Origin of the sequence: Streptomyces sp. NPDC048196 (assembly GCF_040652715.1) — a bacterium.
GTDB lineage: Bacteria > Actinomycetota > Actinomycetes > Streptomycetales > Streptomycetaceae > Streptomyces > Streptomyces siderophoricus.
On sequence record NZ_JBEZMM010000047.1, the window covers coordinates 1 to 18,623 of the forward strand.

Genomic DNA, 18,623 nt, shown 5'->3' on the forward strand with positions numbered 1-18,623 from the left:
ACGGCTCGGAACATGGATCAACAACCAAAGATCCAGAGCCACAACACTGACACCACAACGAGTACAACAACTCACCGCCATCCACATGCGATGGAGGTGACGATGGTCGAGAACGTCTCCGTCATTACAGCCACCGCCCTGCGCTGGCATTGGGGTACCTGGTGGGGGTTCGTTGTGGCCGGTGCTGCCGTGACAGCGGTCGGGTGACTGGGCTGAGAACCAGGTGCAGTTCACCGGCTCGTGGATACGGGGCGATGCGGCCCTCAGGCCGTCGTCCGCCTGGTCCACGTTCTCCTCCGGCCGCGAACCAGCTGGCATGTAATGCGCACATGGGCGTCGAGGCTCGAGTGCTGGCGCCCGTACACGCTTCGCACCGGGTCAACAGCCACGCACGGAGAGAACGCAAGCAAAGGAGAGCCACCTACCCCCTTACTGGCGTCCGGCCAGCTAGAGGACTTCGAGCGAGCAAGGCCCGGACCAGGCGTCCGGGCCTTCGTCGTGCCCTGCAAGGTTTCTCCCGGCCGTTGCTGTTCGTGCCCCGGCTTTGTGTCCCTACAGGGTGAAGAAGCTGTGCCCACCAGGACGAGACGCAAGCACCTGAGTCCTGTCACTGGTCCGTTCCCTCAACCGAACCGCCCGATACGAGCGCCGGCACACCGACGCCGTGCCGGCAAGTGCGGGACGCGCGGTGCGGCGCGTCCCAGACGATGCGTCCTTGACTGGTGGGTCGTCAGAAGTCGTAGGGCTTCTTGGTGTTCCAGTTCAGCACGTCGGCCTCGTTCCAGCTGAACTGCGGCTTGTTGCCCTTGAGGGCGACGGAGTAGAAGGGGCCGTAGCGGCCGTCCGGGCCGCGCAGCGCGAGGGCGAAGGACTGCGCCGTGTGGTGCTTCGAGCCGTAGTCGAAGAGGTTCACCGCGCTGTAGGCCGTGCCGCCGGGCCGGAGTGTGAGGTGCTTGGTGCCGCCGGGGTTGTCCTTCTTCGAGTGCGGCAGCGCGGCACCATCGTTGCCGAGCTTGACGGCCGGGTACGAGGTGACCCAGCACGGCTTGGGGCCCTTGTTCGACGCGGTGACCAGCAGGTGGTCGCCCTGCTGGCCGGCGAACCGGTGCACCGCGGTGAGCAGCATCTCCTCGCCGCGGCACTGCTGGGCGCCGGCCGTGGTGCCCTTGCCCGCGGCCGCGTCCGTCCCGCCCACGGCGGTCGTCGAACGCGCGCCCTCCTTGGTGGTGTCACCGCCGCTGTTGGCCTGCTCCGCGCCGCCCTTGCCGTCACCGTTGGACGCAGACTTGCTCTTCGCGACACCGGCGGCGTCGTTGCTCGCCGCCGTCGAGCCGCCGTCGGCGCCGCCGCAGGCGGTCAGGCCCAGCGCCAACGCGGCGGTGACAGCAGCCAGGGTGGCGGTACGGATCCGGGAAGTACGCATGATCAGGTTCCCCCTGTATTTCGTGCGGGAGCCGTTCCCGCGGTATGGACACCACCTTTCCCCGGCCCACTGACGTTCCGGAAACGCCTCACTCACGTCCCACAAACACACCACGCGAACCGGTGACGCCCGGCCACGGGCAGCCTGGAGTTCCGCGCCGGCGTATTGGCGCCCGCACGCCGGCGAACAGGCTCACTGCGCCCATGGCCCCCACCGACCGACGGCACCGTTCGCGTTCACGTGGCTGAGTGCAAGTGTTCGCGTCGGCGCCGGCCCCGCACGGCCTGACGACAGCCTCCCAGGCCAGCTGTCTGGTCATCCACGTCCGGGGCAACAGCCGAGTGCCTGGTCCACCTGGCGTCGTGCTCACCGGGTCGCTGAGCCCTGCAGCTTGGGTGTCACTACTTCGATCCATGCTTGGCGTGCCATCGGCCCGGACCGCCGACCGAGCGAAGGACACCAGCCGCGTCGTGCTGAGCTCCGTCGTCTTCCGCAGCAGTGACCACGACATCCCCACCGCTGGAACATGGATCGAGATGTTCAGCCGTTTCAGCGAACCGGTCCTCCCCGGTCTTGCCGCCAGGGCGGCAAGACCGGATCAAGCGCTGACGAGGCCCTCCTAGTGGAAATACGGGACTTCGCGCCCGTCACCTAGCGCCGCCGTGCAGCCGGTGCGGGAGCTCACACACCCGCTACCGCCTCATTCCTGCCTAGAGGCGCTGTCTGTGGGCAGCGTGCCCGGGCTTCGGCGCCAAGTCAGCTGGAGCGGTGGTTGCGCGGTCGCCGCCAAAGGGCGATGAGGCCTTGTGACTGGAGCTGTTGCCACCGCATCGCGGCGTAGACCCTCACCATGTCGTCGTACAACTGCGCCAGCTCACGTGCGGCCTCAAGCCCCCAGCCGACGCCACCTGCAGCGAAACACCTTCTCCCACCGACCCGCCGCTCCATCGCGCGCCCGGGGTGCTCCCGCGAAGAACATTCCAGGGCTGAAGACGAAGCTCCTCCACGCCAGCGCCTTCGAGGACGAGACGAGCAGCGTGGGGCGGGTCTACTTCGGCGACCGTTACCCGGGGATAGCGTCGGATCTCCGTCACGGTCAGGTCAACGGTTCGGCCCTACTGGCCCGGGCAGCGGAAGCGGGAGCCCAGCCGCGTGGTCGTCAGACATCGCACCACGATGGCAAGCAGGTCCGCTCCAAGGGATTCCGCCTGCACGATCTGAACCTCGGGTCGCGGCTCTGCAGAGGGCATCATCACGCTGCCAGACTCTCAAGACATCCGGCGGACCGGCGACGCACCATCCCACCGCCGGACCAGCCTGGCAGCCCGGCCCCTTCCACAAGGGGACTGGCACCAGCCGCCCCAACTGCGAGACCTCAGGTACCTGGATCGATCGCGAACTCTCTCTCGACACGGCGCGCAAGGTCTTCGAGCCGCTACGACGTCGACGGGGACGGCCACATCCCCGTGGACGAATAGCCGCGACCGCCGATGTCCGTCGAGGGGTTCTGCGCAGCCATACATGACTGATCTTGTCGGGTCCGGCATGTGGGCGTGCCGGACCCGGTTCGTCATCCCGCCGATCCCGCAGTCTGCTCAACAGGTGGCTGGCCCCCCACCGGTCAGACGGGCTTCTGCCTCGCTTCGGCGGCAGCACCCGCCTCCCGCAGCTCTGCCACCAGGGCATCAGCGCACTCCGGCGAAACGTCAGCGAGGACCGTTGCCGGCACATCGCTGATGAGGAGCTTGCTGTGCCACAAGCCGCTCACGCCGGGCGTTCAAGCGACACGAGCGGCCGAGCGGAGGGGAACTGTTGCCCCGATGAACGATTTCTCCTCATAGGGGCAACTGTCCGCTCCGCCTCAGAGGCTCGTCGCGGGCCGTCCTTCAGCCCTCTCCGCGGACTCCCGGTACTTCCTTGCGGACGAAGGCCCGCCACTTCTCCATGAAAGTACTACGGTCGACGCCGAGGTACTGCTGGAAATGTGCCTTCTGACTGTGGTATCCGGGGTCCCGGTATTCGGCCGTGACGAAATTGAAGGTGCCCTTCTCGCCGTACTTCTCGGCCATGTAACGGATGGCGAGGCGCGCCAGCACGTAGTTCTGGTGCCGTTCGTTCGCATCCTGTGCGTAGAAGGAATCCCTGTCGCTCTCCGGGGTCGTGGCGTAGTCCATGAGATACCCCTGGAGCGTGCTTCTGTTGTCGGCTTGCGTCTGCGCCGGATTGTCACGCGACTCCATGTATCCGGCGAACCCCTCGGAGACCCAGGTGTCGACCTCGACGGGCAGCGCGCCACGTGCACTGTTGTAAGGAGCCACCATGGCGTGCCCGATCTCGTGGCGGCTGATCTGCTTGACACCTCTCCGCCAGTCGCGACTGGTGAATCGACTCAGGGATGAGTCCATGACGATCCGGGAACCACCGAACTGTGTTTTGTCCTCGCTATCAGCCCCATGCCTGGGAAGAACAAGGTTGGCACCCGCCTCCAGCGCGTCATTCTCCTCCCCTTCGCGGTAGAACCGGGAGTACACATCGCGCTTGGGCTCCAGAACGACCAGTGCCCCCTTGGACACCATGGACTCGCCGGCGGAGCTGCGGTCCCACGCTGCTACATCGTCGTCGGCCGCTTTCGCGATGTAGGGGGTGAAGCGCTGGGTGTCGGCTGCATGCGCCTTGTCGGAGATGACCACCACACGGCCCAACTGCTCGACGGCCATGTCGTCGTAGACGTCCCAAGGCGCTGGATAGAACGCGCCGCTCGTATCCGGGAAAGGATGGTCCGCCCCCTTGACGTCGGTGACCACCTGAGCGCCGGCCGCATCCTTGGTGAAGGTGAACGCGTACTCTTCGTATACCGGAGCGACGTCCACACCCTTGATCTGGTGGACGAAACTGACGCCTTCCACCTCGCCACCGGCGGTTCGGGCGACGCGTTCGAAACGTGCCGTCTTGAACGGCACCTTTACCAGGTTGCGGAAGACCTTCCGCTGTTGCGTCTTGAGCGCATCACCTTGGAAGGGCTTCAGAAAGGCGTCCTCATCCTTGTTGGCGAGAGCCTTGTTGAGCGCCTCGTAAACCGGCTGCGTGGGCGAAACCCCCTTGATTGGGGTCGATCCTTTGCTGGAGAAGAGGAAGACGGCCCCTCCCCCGCCGAGCAGCAGAAAACAGATCCCCAGAGCGATGAAACCGACGATTTTCCCGGTGTTGCGCTTGGGTGGTGGCGGCGGCGCGAAGGGCTGCGGGGCATATCCACTCAAGGGCGGCCCTTGCTGAGGAAAGCCGCCCGGAGGCGGCTGGAATGGCACGTTGGGCTGGCCCGTAGGCTGGTACGACATGCTCCCCCTTTGTCTACAGGAACTAAACGCCTGACCCTACCTCAGCTCCCACTGCCTCCTTGACTCCCCGTCAAGCCCAAAGCGCCTCGGGGATCTCCCTGAGACCGACTCGATACATTCCGAGAGACGGAATATCCCCGGAGCGAACGATCTTCCCCGAGGCCAAAGGGCCCAGTGGCGCGAATCCCGCCAAGTGAAAGCAACCTGAAGACGAACCGTCAGCGTGACCACAGCTCACAGAATCCTGATTTAGCTGCTAAAACGCCTATACGGGGACATAGGCCGGAGGTGTAGGTCGTGCGACGGCCAGATGGGGCGATGTTTTGGTGACGCCTTATGTGTTGGTGACGCCTCTGGGCGGTCGAACAGATCCTGTAGGCCCGAGGCGCGGCCAGCGGGCTACAACGCCGACGAGGCGGAACCCACTTCATGGAGGGCTTCCGTGGTGGTGTCGGGCATGGTGAGGCCTTGCATGGGATTCCATCCACGTAGGCCAGCGCACGAAAAACAACGATCAACAACCATCCGTATGCGGCCAGCCTCGTGGGGACCCTGCCCAGGTCCGCTGACGGCGTTTCCCGCTGGCACCGGTGTACGAAACAGTGGCTGGTCGCCCGCTTCTAAAAAGAGTTCGTGAGAACGCCCGCAGCCCGTGCGCACCAGGTGGCAGAGTGATCCCAGAGGCGGCTGGCTGGGCCGGCATACCGGTCCAGTGACGGAGCAGCCGCCCCATCTCTCCTGAGGGCAGCAGACACACAGGTGAGCGCCTGTCCGCAGTTGTAAGGCATGCTGGCGGCGCCCCGGGGCTGCCAACACTGGGAGTGGCCACCACTGTTACACAGCAGGGCATTGCTCGAACATCACCTCGTAGCCGTCGAGGTCCAGCCCCTGAAGGTGCAGCCCCACCAGGCCCTCGGGCGCCAGAGTCGCTGCGAGCCCTTCGTTGCCACAGGTTGGTGTCGAGGTCCTTGTCGGGAACAGTCAGGACGAACCCGCTGCCGACCGGGCCGGTCTTGGCCGCTCGCTAGGGCAGCGTTGTGGTACCCGTGATTGAGCAGGTCGGACAAGATCAACCAGGCTTCTTCCGCGAGGAAGTTTCACGCCTTTGGGAGCGTTATGCCCATTTCCCGCATGGCGTCGGAAGCCGGTCCGCCTTCAGAGCGTTCGGTCTTGTAGCCCTTGGTGCGGGGGCTGACGGTGCGGGGGTCGACCGCTTCGGAGGGGGCGCCGGTGGCGTAAAGACCATCGGGTTGCTCGTCGCGGTCGTGGGGGGCCAGCCAGAAGACGCGGCGCAGGAAGGTGCCGGAGGCTCGGGAGGCCTTCGCGGTGGGGCCGAGGACGGCGTAGCCGACGAGGCGGCCGTCGCGGTGATAGGGAGGCTGGCGGCGCCGGCTGGAGACGCGGTCCAGGCTTTGGCGTACGTAGTCGAGGTGGGTGGTGTCCTCGAGCCACACGAGGTCGGTTTCGTGCGTGAGGTCCTCGGGGTCGATTAGGGCGCTCACGCGTTCTCCTCGGTGATGTCGGCGATGAGGCCGATGCCTGGGTAGTACTTCTTGGAGTTGGAGGTGGCCATTTCCTTGGGGGACCGAAGGCCGAGGGTTTCGCGGACGCGGCCGGCGAAGGCTCGGGAGGATACGGGGGTGGCTCCTTCACTTTCGCACCAGCGGGTGTAGGCAAGGTGGAGGTGCTTCTGCTCGGCGCGCAGGCCCTGGTCGATCTTGCAGCATTCGGACAGAAATCTGCCCATGTGGTCTTCGGTCTCGGCGTATGCGGTTGTTGCTACGCGTACCCGCTCAGGACCGGACAGATCCTTCTCCCCACAAAGGTAGCGGCGGGCACCGTCGACGAGCCAGGTGAGGATGCCGGGCCCTTCTTCGCGGACGAGGATGTCGGCGAGGTTGTCGACCTTGCGGGCGTCGGGCACGACGCGTTCGAAGGGGATCAGGCGCATGCGGCGCCAGAAGGCGAATCCGCCGGTGCCGACCTCGGGGCGGTGGTTGCCCAGGAGGAACAGCTTGTGGGTGGGGACGAAGGAGAAGAAGTCCTGGCGCATGCGGCGGGCCTTGATGATGTCGCCACCGGTCAGGAGTTTGACGCGGGATTCGTCGAAGCGGTCGCCGGCCTTGAGCTCGGAGCAGACGATGACACGACGCCCGTGGAGTTCGGCCAGGTCGGTGGGGTGCCCTTCGAACTGCTTGGCCATCAGGAAGCCGGGCGGGGCGGCGTCGGCGTAGTCGCCGAGCAGCTTGACGATCACGTCGAGAAGGACGCTCTTTCCGTTTTTGCCCAGGCCGTAGAGGAAGGCCAGGATCTGCGCGCCGACGTCTCCGGTGATGGAGTAGCCCAGCAGCAGGTGCAGGTACCGGATCATCTCCTGGCCTTCGGCGTCGTCGCCGAAGGTGTCGGACAGGAACCGGTCCCAGCGGGGGGTGGGCATCGTCTGGGGGGCGGTGGAGGTGGAGCGGGAGTGGAAGTCGGTGTGGGGGTTGGGGGTGTGGATGATGCCGGTGCGCAGGTCGACGATGCCGCCGGGGGTGCACAGGACGTAGGGGTCGGCGTCGAGGCGGGAGGCGTCCAGGAGCATGCCGTGGGCGGAGCGGGCCTGTTGGAGCATGGACTTGATGCCGGAGGTGGACATCGCGCGGCGGCGTTCGCGACGCAGTTCCGTGTCGGTGTGCAGGCCGGTGGGGTCGGTGTGGGCGAGGGACTCGGCCATGTCACCGGCGGCCCAGACCACGGTCTCGTGTTCGTCGGGTTCCCAGCGGTATTGGGCCCATTTGTACCAGCCCAGCCCGTTGACGTGCCGGTAGTCGGCCGCATACAGGTGGGCGAACGACTTGGCCATGCCGCGGTCGGTCAGGGAGTCGGGAAGGATTCCGGTGTCCGTGGTGCGGAACGGCGCCCGGTCGGCTCGGACCGCGGGGGTGGTCTGGGCCGGAACGGGTGTGGGTGGCTGGGCAAGGATCTGGCGCGCGACCTCGGCCGGGTCGAAGGCTGCGGGGTTCACGGGCGGCCTCCCGGGAAGAGGGGGCGTCGGGCACCGGCGTTCAGGCCGCTGCGGATGATGGGGAGTGCCCGCCCATGTTGGCCGGGCCTGGCGTGTTCGGCTACTGCCAGGAGGGCTTCTTCGGCGCGGGTATGCGTGAGGAGGCCTGCGGCCACCAGACCGCCGGCGGTGTAGGCGGCGCGGTTGAGCTTGTCGGAGAAACCGGTCCCCTCAGCCGCTGTGGCGCAGGCGGCGACTTCGGCCAGCACGGTCTCCAGGGTGCGGGTGGCGGCGTCGCGGCCGCCGCCCGCGGCCGCGACGGCCTGGCGGGCTCGGGAGGGGGTTCTGTCCACGGTGACGGCCCGCGCTGCCGGGGCTGGCTCGTCGAGGTGACCGGTGCGGGTGAGCTCGTGGGCCAGCCAGTCCGGCAGGGGCGACGGTGTACGGCAGGTACCGAGGGGGGTGTAGGTGCCGTCGGTGGTCGTGGTGCCAGGGGCGACGATGTAGCCACCCGTGCTGCGGACGTCGACCTGCCAGGCCAGGGCCCTGCCCGTGCTGCTTCCGCTGCTGCACAGCCAGGTGCGGCCGGATCCGGCCTGGTACCACACGTGCATGCCTCCCGAGGGGGTGCGCACGCGCAGGGTCTCCTGGTCCTCGGCCGGGTCCGGGACACCGCGCAGAGCAGCAAGGACTGCCAGGGTGTGGAAGCCGTTTCGCAGCCCTGCCAGGTCGACATGGTCGTGGATGGGAATACCCGGAAGGAGCCGGTCCCGTCCAGGGAGAGAGTGGGTGTGGGCATCGATGTCGATGACGATCAGCCCAGCGGCGCCGCACGCCACACCGACGCCTGGGGCGGGGCGGGGCGACCACCACTTGCGGATCCGGTCCGGGTCAGTCGTTGCCGCATGGAAGCCGTGGCACCAGCGGCCGTCCCTGATGCAGGGGCAGTCGAGGTGGTTGTGCCCCGTCTCGGTGCATGCCCGGCAGTTACCGACCGGGGTCTTGCGTCCGGGAGTGAGGGGATGCACAGGCCAGCCCGCCGCCGCGCACCACTGGGCGACGGTGAGCATGTCCGGACTGGGCGTGAGAGAGATGGTCGGCCTTCTGCGCTTGTCGTGGTCTGGCTTCAGTCGCTGCACAAACCTGCAGGTCAGATGCTATCTGCCGAAGGTGCAGCGACTGAAGCGACTGAAGTCTTGAATTGGGTCGACCACAGAGTAGCGAATAGATCTACGTATCAACTCCAAGGAAGCGGCGTGGCGCGCCCGTTCTCCTGAGTTCGGTCGCTTCAGTCGCTGCTACTGGCAAGAGCGACTGAAGCGACTGAGCGACCGAACCCTTGGCTCCGTGCTCTACCGTGCCACAAGCCAGTGCCAGGTCTCAGTCGCTTCAGTCGCTGTTGCACGGGCTTTGCACTCCTTCGGACACGGAAGGCAGGCCACTTGGTCCACCGTCGCCGGGCAGAAAGCCTTCAGTCGCTGCACGAGGGGCCCAAGCCGGGTAGTGCTGGACGGGCAGCGACTCTGATTGCTTCAGTCGCTGCCCGTCCAGCACTGGTAAAAGACCAGGTCAGAGGGGGATCGCACCCCAATCAGCGACTGAAGCGACTCAAGTTCGGGACTATGAAGACATTCCCGAGCGCGCGCGCGTGTCATAGATACGGACCTTCAGTCGCTTCAGTCGCTGATTGGGGTACATCCCTATGCTGAGCTGCGATGTTCCCAAGCGACTGAAGCAGCGACCAAGACCGTCTCAGTCGCTCACTCCTGGGTTCAGTCGCTCCCGTGCTGGTGCATACGGCCATCGAGACCGAAGGTTCTGCTCTGTCCGGCCTGACGGCCGGACATGATGCACCGACCCAGCACTCGCCCCCGCCCCCAGGGATCGTTTTCGCAGTTGCCCTCCGTCGGTAGCCGTCGAAACGATGCGCGCAGTCGAAAAGGGCGGCCCGAGGGATGTCCCGACCATTGCCGCCGCCCGGGCCGTCCAGATTGGTGAGACGACGAGGAGGAATACGGGGTGTGACCAACGCGGTGAAGACACTCGCCGCTGCCCTTGGTCCCCAGGTGTCTCGCTGGTTGTGGTTGACGGCTACCGACGTGCCAGCCACCGTCCAAGAGTCATGGCCTCGACGATGCCGGCTGGATGGGCCGCCCGCAGGCTGAGCCAGGCGGTGAGGGGACTCGGCCACCGGCCAGCCGCGTTCCGTTTCCCAGGACCTCTTCGCGTGGGGCGGACACGCTGAGAAGCACGTCGCCACATTCAGAAGTAGATGTCCCTGCACCTGTGCTGAACGTCGTTTCTAAGGTGAGCCCATGATCGACACACACGGTCCGCTTGCTCGCATCATTGAACGAGTGCCGCCGCCGGCCGAGACGATAGACGGGCACGGGGACTGGGCCAGCGCGGAGGAGTTGCTGGGAACCGCACTGCCGCACGACTACAAGCAACTGGTGGAGATCTACGGCCGCGGCGATTTCTGGGGCGCCCTGTGCCTGTGCACCCCATTCGGTGACGACAACCCCGTCCGCCTCGCAGCAGACCTCCTGGACGACTACGGACCAATGCGGGAAAGTTGGCCCGAGCAATACCCCTACCCACTCTTCCCTGAACAGGGCGGGCTGCTCACCTGGGCAGTGACTGACATCGGGACACGCCTGTGCTGGTTGACCGCTGGCCTGCCCGCTTCCTGGTCCATCGTGATCTGGTCACGCGACGACGAGTACGAACGTTTCGACTGCGGGGCTGCCACGTTCCTTGAATCCTGGCTCAGTGGCCTTCTTACCTCCGAACTCCTCCCCCACGACCCGGACCTCGCTCCTTGGTTCGATGCAGCCATCCCGCGCGACCACATCTACCTTCGCCTCGGTGACGGAGCTCTCCCCTACGCCGAACGACTGCAGATCCTGCGTGCCGCGCTCGCCCCCACCGCAGACCGGGGCTCGTATGAATACGACGGCAATCGGCAGGACCACTTCGTCGCGACCGAGACCGGCTGGCAGCTGACCTACGAGACGGCGTACGGACACCAGCTCCGCGTGGCCTTCCCCCCGGCTGACAGTGCACGAGCCCGCCACGCTGTTCTCACAGCCGTTGACCGCATGGGATGTGCCGTGCAGGCCACCCAGACCATCCACGGCACCTCGTCCTGGTCCCCTCAGTCAGAGGGATAAGTGCAGTGACCACGGATGAGAGCACGCCATCTGTGACCTGCCTTCCGGCCCCGCCGAGACGGTTCCGCGGCCACCATGCAGTCGAAGCCGAGCCCTCTCCATAACCCCATACCTATGCATGTGGAGAACGAGGATCACGAGCCCGTGCTCAAGCCTCAGCCTGAAACGGACTGGGCTGGCCAGGGGGCTCAGGCGAGAAGTCGGGACAACCGGATGGCTTGCCGCTCGGCTGTTCCCGGCGGGTTGCGCGGGCGCTGGGGGTCGTCGTTGGCCAAGAGGAACAACCACACGAGTGCGAGCAGCCTGCGGCAGTCCAGCAGGCGTGCTCGTTCTGCGGCGTTCAGGTCGAACCGTGCCAGGAACGCTTTGGTGTCGAGGGGGTGGTCGACCCAGCTGGCGACGTGTTCGGTGATCTCTGCGAGTTCGAAGGGGCGGTCACTGCGGCCGCTGTCTTCGAAGTCGACGACTCGTACGCGAGAGCCGTCCCACAGGTAGTTGGCGAGGTTGCCATCCCCAGGGCCGAAGACCGGTGGGAGGTGTGTCTGATGGCCTTCTTCCATTCCTGAGCGGGAGAGCCATGCAAGGCCTTGGTCCATGGCCTTGCCCACCTCCTCGCTCGCCCGTGGGCGGGCCGTCGGCCACCAGGCGTGGATCTGCATGATGAGTTGATGTTGCTGGCCGGGACGGGCGGGAAGCTGAGCGAGAACGTCCGGGGGCGCTGCCGCGTACATCTCGTTCGCTGCCGCGGTCAGGGCGCTGAGCTGCTGATCGCTGAGCGTTTGGCCTCGGAGGGGCTCCCCCAGCAGGCGCGACATCACCACGACCGGCTCCCTGGCCGCAAGGTCCGCGCTATGAGGGACGGGAGCCAAACCCGGCGCGTACGCGGCGAGGAGGGTCAGTGCGCGCCATTCCCGCTTGCTCTCTTCGCGGCTGTCACATCGAAACCTCTTGGTCACGCTGTCGGACCGGAGCTCGATGGTGTGAGTACTCCACTGAACGGAAGCCATGGACGCGAGTTTGCCCGCAGCTACGCAGGCGCCGCCGCTGTAAGCACCGGTAAGCGGCACGGAGGTGGTCGGCGAGTTCGGAATGCCTGTGTAGGGAAGTGCCCTGGACGGGCATCTCTGGCCTACCGCATGAAGTGCCTGTCGCCCGCGGTCTCCTTGCGGTTGCCGTCTGCGGCCCGCCACCGAGAGCACCAGAGCAACATGGGCGTTGAGTAGGGACGGACTTGAAGTCGTGTGCCGCAGCGACGGCTGTCCGGGGCCGCTCCTGCGCCTCCACGACCTCACGGCGCATGGTGGGGCTCGGCCACCGGCCGTTTCGGACTCGTCTGGGTTGGCATCGGCACGTCCGATTGCCTGCTCAGACCGGGCGTTGGGCGATCATGATGGCCTGGTGGCGCCTGCGTGCCCGTGATCCCCACGGGCACGGAGCACGGATCGAGAGGCTGCGTCAGGGTTGATAACGACGTTATCGATCCGCCCTGGGCCGGCTGTGCTGCACAGATAGGTTTTTGCTGGCGTCCGGCCCCCGTGCTCGCAAAGTCAGTTGCTGCACCACAACGGAGACCAGATGAAGCTTCCCGTCCGTATACACCGTGCCCGCCTGGGAGCTGCCGAGTTCCGAGTTATCCGGCCGACCCAGCCGCTGACACGTGCAGTGCTGATTGATCACGATCGGCACCTGGATGTCTATCTGGATCAGGATGCCGCCCGAAGGATTGGCGCGCTGTGGGCGCTGGCCGCACGTTCGCCGCGTTCGCTGATTCATCTGCCTCTGCGGACCAACCGCCTGCCGGACCGAGAGGTGCCGGATGCTGCCGGTCCTCAGCTCGACCTCGTGCTCCTGCACCATTCACTCCAGTTCGCCCCCTCACGCTGGAAGCAGGTGCGCGGCCGGCTCGGAGCCGGGCGTCTGCATACTGTGAGGCTGCCCGAAGCAGAGCACGGGGATCGAACCGTGTCCGACTACGCGGCCCGTCACTTCCAGGAGAATCGCGACCTGTTTCACCAGCACCTGCAGGCCGAGACCCTGTTCATGACAGGCAGCGCGAAAGTGTTCCGAGAGACCGCTCGGCACTTCCACGACGTCGCCCACAACGGCCCTAACTACGTGCCAGTGCACCCGAGCTATCCGCACTTCTGCACGGAACTCCATTCGGACGATGGCACTCTCGGCAATGCCCGCGAGATCCACATCGAATACTGCGACCAGTGGGACGCATGAGCTCAGTGATCAAGCACCAGTCCGGTGACAACCAGTGACGCCGACGGGCGGACTGCAGTTCACGTCAGGTGACGGGCATGCTGCCGACGCGCGCGGAAGCCTCGGGAATGGCCGGCGGAGACGACGACGAGGTGGAGGTAGAAGACGTAGCCGAGCACCCCCGCCAATATTGGCCCCGATCATTGCGTCCGGGCCTTGGTCGGGCTGAGCGGCACGAATGGCGCACCGTCACCGACGTCCCGCCCCAGTCCCCCGCCCCATGAGCGGGCGCTATGGGGGAAGGCAGCCCCTGGTTGAGGGCCTTACTACCTGTTTACGTGCGTTGCGTGCACGATAGGTGACGACATCACTCCAGAGGAAGGGACACGTGCCACCGTGCGCGTAGTGAGAGACAGGGGCCATGGTGTGCTGGTCACGGGCATCGACTGCTTAAACGTCGAGCGCCGAGAAGCCGCTGACGCATATTCATGTGACGCCGGGCTGAACAACGCTGCCCGCAGCTCCTGCTACCGGTGCTGGGGTCATGGCTCGCAACTCTGAGGCACGTCAACCTACTTTGCCGCCGCGGCCGAAGCACCCCCCGCGCAACGGTCAGATATCGACTGCCATACGCACGCGTTCGTCCAGGGACTACTCCCAGCTGCGGCCCACCATCCGGATGCGGCTGACGTTGTTGTACGGCGGCATGTTCCTGATGGCCGGTATAGTCCTTCTTGTCATAATCTATCTGCTGACGGCCCAGGCCCTGCAGCACAGTGGGACAGCGTTCCACATTCTCGGTGGCTACGACCTGAGATTGTCCAGCGACGTTTGCCCACAGCTCCGTCAAGCGGAGAACATCGCCGAGTTCAACGGCATTCTCGACACCTGTCTGGACACTCAACGTACCTCGGCACTGACCGCGCTGCTTCACCGCTCTCTACTGGTCCTGATGGGCCTGACCGTGCTGGCCTTTGCCCTTGGGTACGTCTTGGCAGGGCGGGTCTTGTCCCCCCTCGGCCGGATCACGCGCATGGCACGCAGCGTGGCAGGCTCTGACCTGGATAAGCGCATCGAGCTGGACGGACCGGACGATGAGCTCAAAGAGCTCGCGGACACCTTCGACGACATGCTCGAACGGCTCGACCGCGCCTTCAATGCGCAACAGCGGTTCGTCGCGAACGCCTCTCACGAGCTGCGTACACCGCTCGCAATCAACCGCACCCTCCTTGAGGTGCAGATGTCCGACCCGGGTGCCGGACCGGACCTTCTCCAGTTGGGCAAGACTCTTCTGGCCACCAACGAGCGCAGTGAGCAGCTTGTTGAGGGACTCTTGCTGCTTGCCCGTAGTGAGAATGAGCTTGCCGAGAAGAAGCCAGTTGATCTGGCTGAGGTCGCTTCGCTAGCGATCGATCACGTGCGTGGTGAGGCAGACGCAGCCGACGTAGAACTCCGAGGCGAGCGGCAGTCCGCACGCGTTCTGGGCAACGGTGTCCTGCTTGAACGTGTTGCGCTCAATCTCCTGCAAAATGCTGTGCGTTACAACGTTTCTGAGGGCGGATGGGTCGATGCGTCGACCTCGATCGACTCAGGTTATGTCTCACTGATGGTCTGCAACACTGGTCCGATCGTGCCGGCCTATGAGGTGGACAACCTCTTCGAACCCTTCAGGCGCCTGCGTACTGAGCGTACGGGCAGCGACCGCGGAGTGGGGCTGGGACTGTCCATCGTTCGATCTGTCGTGCGCGCGCACGACGGGACGGTGACCGCCGAACCACGAGAGGGCGGAGGCCTGAAAGTACTCGTCAGACTGCCGGCGGGATGAGGGCGTGTTGGAACGCTGGCCAGGGTTCCTCCCTATGCACTGCTCATGTACTGAAGGTCGACAGCATGGCGCCGTGGGCCTCTGACGTTGGGCGCATCCGAAGGGCAACGAAGAAAGCATGGAAGCCTTCGACCACATGGTCGGAGGCTTCCATGCGCTGCACTGCCGGCTAACCGCCCTGTGAGGCCCGACGGTCAGCTTCTCTGCCTTAGCAGTGCTGCAGAGAGCCGGTGCTACCGGTGATGTTCCCGGAGTACACGAAGCCAGTGGTGTCCGCTCCGTCAACGCGACCGAATATCCACCGGTTCCCGTAGTCGTTGTTGAGGTAGCACCAGTAATAGAACCGGGTTCCGGAGCTGTAGGTCCTCGAGGAACAGTCCGAATACGGGTCGTCGTAGACCGGGGTGCTGCCGGAGAAGGAACCGTAGCCGCTCGAGTTGTTCTTCAGCACGTAGGCGCCGCCGCAGTGGCTTGCAGCCACGGCATTGGTGGCGCTGAGCCCTACGAGCGATCCCCCCAGAAGTGCGCCAGTCGCCGCCATCGTTGCCGCACGCTTCAGTAACGTCACAAATCCCCCCAAAGTGTGATTTTCGTACTGGCGTGTGCATCCTACTGGGGTGGCACGTCAGTCCTACAAGCGAATTGGTGTTTATCAGTCAGGGGTGCCATGGCGTCTCGCCAGCGGGCCCAAATGGTCCAGCCACGGGCCTCAACCAATGGCTGTTGTTAACCCCGCAGCCCCGCTCCTCGCGTAGGTGGGGATGGCCGTCACCCACCCCTCCCCCGCTCGCCAGGACCGGATGTCGGTGGGGCCGAGCGGTGCAGACGGCGCAGCCGCCCGCCGATGTCGTCCCTTCAGCAAGGACCGGTGGGGCGACCCCAAAGGCGGAGCGTATGCGCTACCTCGGCACCGGCCCACAACCGAAACCGTCCCCGTGCCGGAAACACTCGGCGACGGCCGGTGAAGCAAGAAACGCCAGGAGAACGCCTCCTTGGAGCTTGAGCTGGGTCAGCGGTCACCGTGACCGACCCGCGGTGCCGCTCGCTGATCCACCAGCGGCACCGCGGGCCGGTTGCCGCAGAGCCAAGGAAGCCGCCAAGTCCGTTACACAGCATTCAGTTGGAATGCTCGACAGAGTTTGCGGTGCTCGACAGAGCCTGGAAGGGGCGAATCACCGATAAGCATCGTTCGCCGAGCCCGGTGGTGCGTGAGCTCAGCACGCCGAGGCGTGAGCCGGGCCGCCGCAACCGTTCGCTGAGAACCTGGCTGGTCAGGGCGTTCCTGCTGAGGGTGTACGCGGCGTCGGCAGGCCCTGTAGCGGGAGGGGCATGCCCTGAAGGCGTACCCATGTCGTTCGGCCCGGGGATCGGCTGGGGAGGACAAGGCGATGCGTGAGAAAGTTGCTGCCCTGATCACAGAGGGGAGCGCGGGATGGCGATGCTGCAGGAGCAGCATGAGCAGGGGCGGAAGGCCGGGTTGGTCAAGGCGCAGCAGCGCGTCGTCCTGAGCCGGACGCATCGTGTCCTGATTGGTGTGGTCGTCGCCGGTGCGGCTGTGATCGCAGGCATCGGCTTCACCGGCTCCTACGCGGCGGTGCGCGCGCTGGCCGAGAAGAAGGGCTTCGGCGCCTTCTCGGTCGTCTTCCCCATCGGCATCGACGCCGGCATCGTCGTCCTGCTGGCGCTGGACCTGCTGCTGACCTGGATCCGCATCCCGTTCCCGCTGCTGCGGCAGACCGCCTGGCTGCTGACCGCCGCCACCATCGCCTTCAACGGCGCGGCGGCCTGGCCGGACGCACTGGGCGTCGGCATGCACGCGGTGATCCCGGTGCTGTTCGTGGTGGCCGTCGAGGCCGCCCGGCACGCCGTCGGCCGGATCGCCGACATCACGGCCGACCGGCACATGGAGGGCGTGCGCATCACCCGGTGGCTGCTGTCGCCGATCCCGACCTTCCTGCTGTGGCGGCGCATGAAGCTATGGGAACTACGCTCCTACGACGAGGTCATCCAGCTGGAGCAGGAACGCCTCGTCTACCAGACGCAGCTGCGCGCCCGCTACGGCCGCGGCTGGCGGCGCCGCGCCCCTGTCAACTCGCTGATGCCGCTACAGCTGGCCCGCTACGGCGTGCCGCTGGCTCAGACTGCACCGGCGGGGCTGGCCGCCGCAGGCATCGACGAACCTCTGCAGTTCTTCACCGCCCTGCAGGCGGAGGAGACACCGATGGTGATTGCTCCGGCAGGCGGAGCGCGCCAGGAGGATGGGGGCCGGGACGCCGTCGAGTCGGTCGGAGAGGCTTCGCTTCATCCTCAGGTGGACTCCCCTCCCCCACCGGACGAGGCTGTCGCGCAAGCTCAATCCGAGGAAACGACGGACGCGTCTCCGGTCGCGCCCAGTGTGACACTGTCCCAGCTCGCCGCAGCGTATGAGGACTACGTCCGTAGGTACGGCAGCTCGCCCAACTCGCGCCAATTCAGCGTCTTCGTCGCTGACGTCTACGGCATCGTTGATACGGCCACGGGCGGCCCACTCACTGAAGCGGAGCTGCGACCGGTCGTGCGGGAGCTGCGCCGGATCCAGAGTGCAGGAGAGATGACCGATCCATCGGTCAGCGCTTCCGTCGGCGACAGCGCGGTGACCGATTGGACCGGTCACGCCACGCGGTCCGACCAGTTCCCGGTCATGGCAGAACCCTCCCCCGCCGTCATGACCGATCCGCCAGCTGAGCCCGTACCGGCGCCTTCCGCTTCGGCGGCTGACAGCCCTTCGGGCATCGGACATCTGCCGCAACAGGCATTCCGCGATGATGTTGCCCGTTCGGCCGCATCTGGATCTGCTGGGCAAGCCCGGGTGTGGGAGGCCGCGGTCACGGAGACCGGAGAAGCTACCGCCCGTCTTCCCGAGCCCCGCATGGACGTGCCGGTGCGCGAACTGACCGAGGAGCAGCGCATCGAACGAGTCGTCGAGTGGTTGCTCGATGCCGAGGCGTCCGGCAAGAAGCTCTCCGGCGCCGAAGCAGCTCGCCGTAACGAGGTATCTCCCAAGACGGGTCAGCGTGACGTCATCAAGGCAAAGGCGATCCTCGCCGAACGGCAGCGTGAGCGGGGCCGCGGACGCCTGCGTTCCGTCCGCAATTCCTAGTTGACTGCACTGTGTCGCCTAGATGATCAATTCCAAGGGATGCCTGCGGAGGGTGTGGGGTGGGCGGCGGCCGAAGCAACCGCGAGACGGTCAGGCGGCGGGCTGCCGGACCTGGTTGTCGAGGCGGCAGCGGGCGATCAGGCGTCAGGGTCGACTTCGGGGTGCGTGAACCGCACGGGCTTGCCCAGCGACCGGGCATAGGTGATTTCGGCTCGGGTGCTGTCTCCGATGTAGTCGCCGACTACGAGCACCTCATCAGCGAGCCGGATCTTCGCCCGGTGCAGATCGTCGAGTCGAACCTTCAGTGCCTTGGCCTCGACAGGATCGGACCAGAGTTCGTGCGGCGACTTCATGTCACAGCCCGGTTTGACGACAATCTTTCCGGCTTTGGTCTCCCGCAGATCGGCCTCGTTCATCTCGGTCATGAAGCGGGTGGAGCCGCAGATCACGACGATACGCGGGAGGCTCAACAGCTTCTTCGCGTCGGCGAGCTTCTCCTCGGAGGTGAGCAGTTGCGGGTATGACACTGGTTCC

Annotated in this window: 13 protein-coding genes; 5 read left to right on the plus strand and 8 right to left on the minus strand. The window is 65.8% G+C overall.

Features of this window, described 5'->3' with window-relative positions; genetic code table 11:
• Window positions 1–16 precede the first annotated feature (16 nt).
• The gene (locus tag AB0E02_RS31415; RefSeq protein WP_362145672.1) at window positions 17–100 is read left to right on the plus strand and encodes a hypothetical protein; all 84 of its coding nucleotides are present in this window, start codon (window positions 17–19) and stop codon (window positions 98–100) included.
• Between the two features lie 630 nt (window positions 101–730).
• Here AB0E02_RS31415 and AB0E02_RS31420 read toward each other — a convergent pair.
• The 5 genes from AB0E02_RS31420 to AB0E02_RS31440 form a co-directional block, all read right to left on the minus strand.
• Complete coding sequence (locus AB0E02_RS31420) at window positions 731–1,423, minus strand: DUF4232 domain-containing protein (RefSeq protein WP_362145573.1); 693 nt, start codon at window positions 1,421–1,423, stop codon at window positions 731–733.
• Between the two features lie 1,886 nt (window positions 1,424–3,309).
• The gene (locus AB0E02_RS31425) at window positions 3,310–4,758 is read right to left on the minus strand and encodes a hypothetical protein (protein ID WP_362145576.1); all 1,449 of its coding nucleotides are present in this window, start codon (window positions 4,756–4,758) and stop codon (window positions 3,310–3,312) included.
• A gap of 1,097 nt (window positions 4,759–5,855) precedes the next feature.
• Window positions 5,856–6,260 carry a DUF6009 family protein gene (locus AB0E02_RS31430; protein WP_362145579.1) on the minus strand — a complete coding sequence of 135 codons (405 nt, stop codon included), beginning with the start codon at window positions 6,258–6,260 and terminating at the stop codon, window positions 5,856–5,858.
• Complete coding sequence (locus AB0E02_RS31435) at window positions 6,257–7,765, minus strand: phage/plasmid primase, P4 family (RefSeq protein WP_362145582.1); 1,509 nt, start codon at window positions 7,763–7,765, stop codon at window positions 6,257–6,259. Before AB0E02_RS31435 ends, AB0E02_RS31430 begins: the two co-directional genes overlap by 4 nt.
• Window positions 7,762–8,814, minus strand: a complete 1,053-nt coding sequence (locus tag AB0E02_RS31440; RefSeq protein WP_362145585.1) for a bifunctional DNA primase/polymerase — start codon at window positions 8,812–8,814, stop codon at window positions 7,762–7,764. Before AB0E02_RS31440 ends, AB0E02_RS31435 begins: the two co-directional genes overlap by 4 nt.
• 1,245 nt (window positions 8,815–10,059) lie before the next feature.
• Here AB0E02_RS31440 and AB0E02_RS31445 point away from each other — a divergent pair.
• Window positions 10,060–10,917 (plus strand): SMI1/KNR4 family protein, encoded by an 858-nt coding sequence (locus AB0E02_RS31445; RefSeq protein ID WP_362145588.1) that lies wholly within the window; start codon window positions 10,060–10,062, stop codon window positions 10,915–10,917.
• A 188-nt stretch (window positions 10,918–11,105) separates the two neighbouring features.
• On the opposite strand, the gene AB0E02_RS31450 is transcribed toward AB0E02_RS31445, so the two are convergent.
• Window positions 11,106–11,924, minus strand: a complete 819-nt coding sequence (locus AB0E02_RS31450) for a phosphotransferase (protein WP_362145591.1) — start codon at window positions 11,922–11,924, stop codon at window positions 11,106–11,108.
• A gap of 568 nt (window positions 11,925–12,492) precedes the next feature.
• Here AB0E02_RS31450 and AB0E02_RS31455 point away from each other — a divergent pair.
• Together AB0E02_RS31455 and AB0E02_RS31460 are read left to right on the plus strand one after the other, a co-directional pair.
• The gene (locus AB0E02_RS31455; protein WP_362145594.1) at window positions 12,493–13,146 is read left to right on the plus strand and encodes a hypothetical protein; all 654 of its coding nucleotides are present in this window, start codon (window positions 12,493–12,495) and stop codon (window positions 13,144–13,146) included.
• A gap of 595 nt (window positions 13,147–13,741) precedes the next feature.
• A complete protein-coding gene (locus AB0E02_RS31460; RefSeq protein WP_362145675.1) occupies window positions 13,742–14,950 on the plus strand; it encodes an ATP-binding protein in 1,209 nt (402 codons plus the stop codon).
• Between the two features lie 208 nt (window positions 14,951–15,158).
• Here the strand turns inward: AB0E02_RS31460 and AB0E02_RS31465 are convergent, their stop codons facing one another.
• The gene (locus tag AB0E02_RS31465) at window positions 15,159–15,518 is read right to left on the minus strand and encodes a hypothetical protein (RefSeq protein WP_362145597.1); all 360 of its coding nucleotides are present in this window, start codon (window positions 15,516–15,518) and stop codon (window positions 15,159–15,161) included.
• 870 nt (window positions 15,519–16,388) lie between these two features.
• Between AB0E02_RS31465 and AB0E02_RS31470 the strand changes: the two genes are divergently transcribed.
• On the plus strand, window positions 16,389–18,089 hold the full coding sequence (locus tag AB0E02_RS31470; protein ID WP_362145677.1) for a DUF2637 domain-containing protein: 1,701 nt from the start codon (window positions 16,389–16,391) through the stop codon (window positions 18,087–18,089).
• Between the two features lie 137 nt (window positions 18,090–18,226).
• Here the strand turns inward: AB0E02_RS31470 and AB0E02_RS31475 are convergent, their stop codons facing one another.
• Complete coding sequence (locus AB0E02_RS31475; RefSeq protein ID WP_362145600.1) at window positions 18,227–18,616, minus strand: hypothetical protein; 390 nt, start codon at window positions 18,614–18,616, stop codon at window positions 18,227–18,229.
• Window positions 18,617–18,623 lie beyond the last annotated feature (7 nt).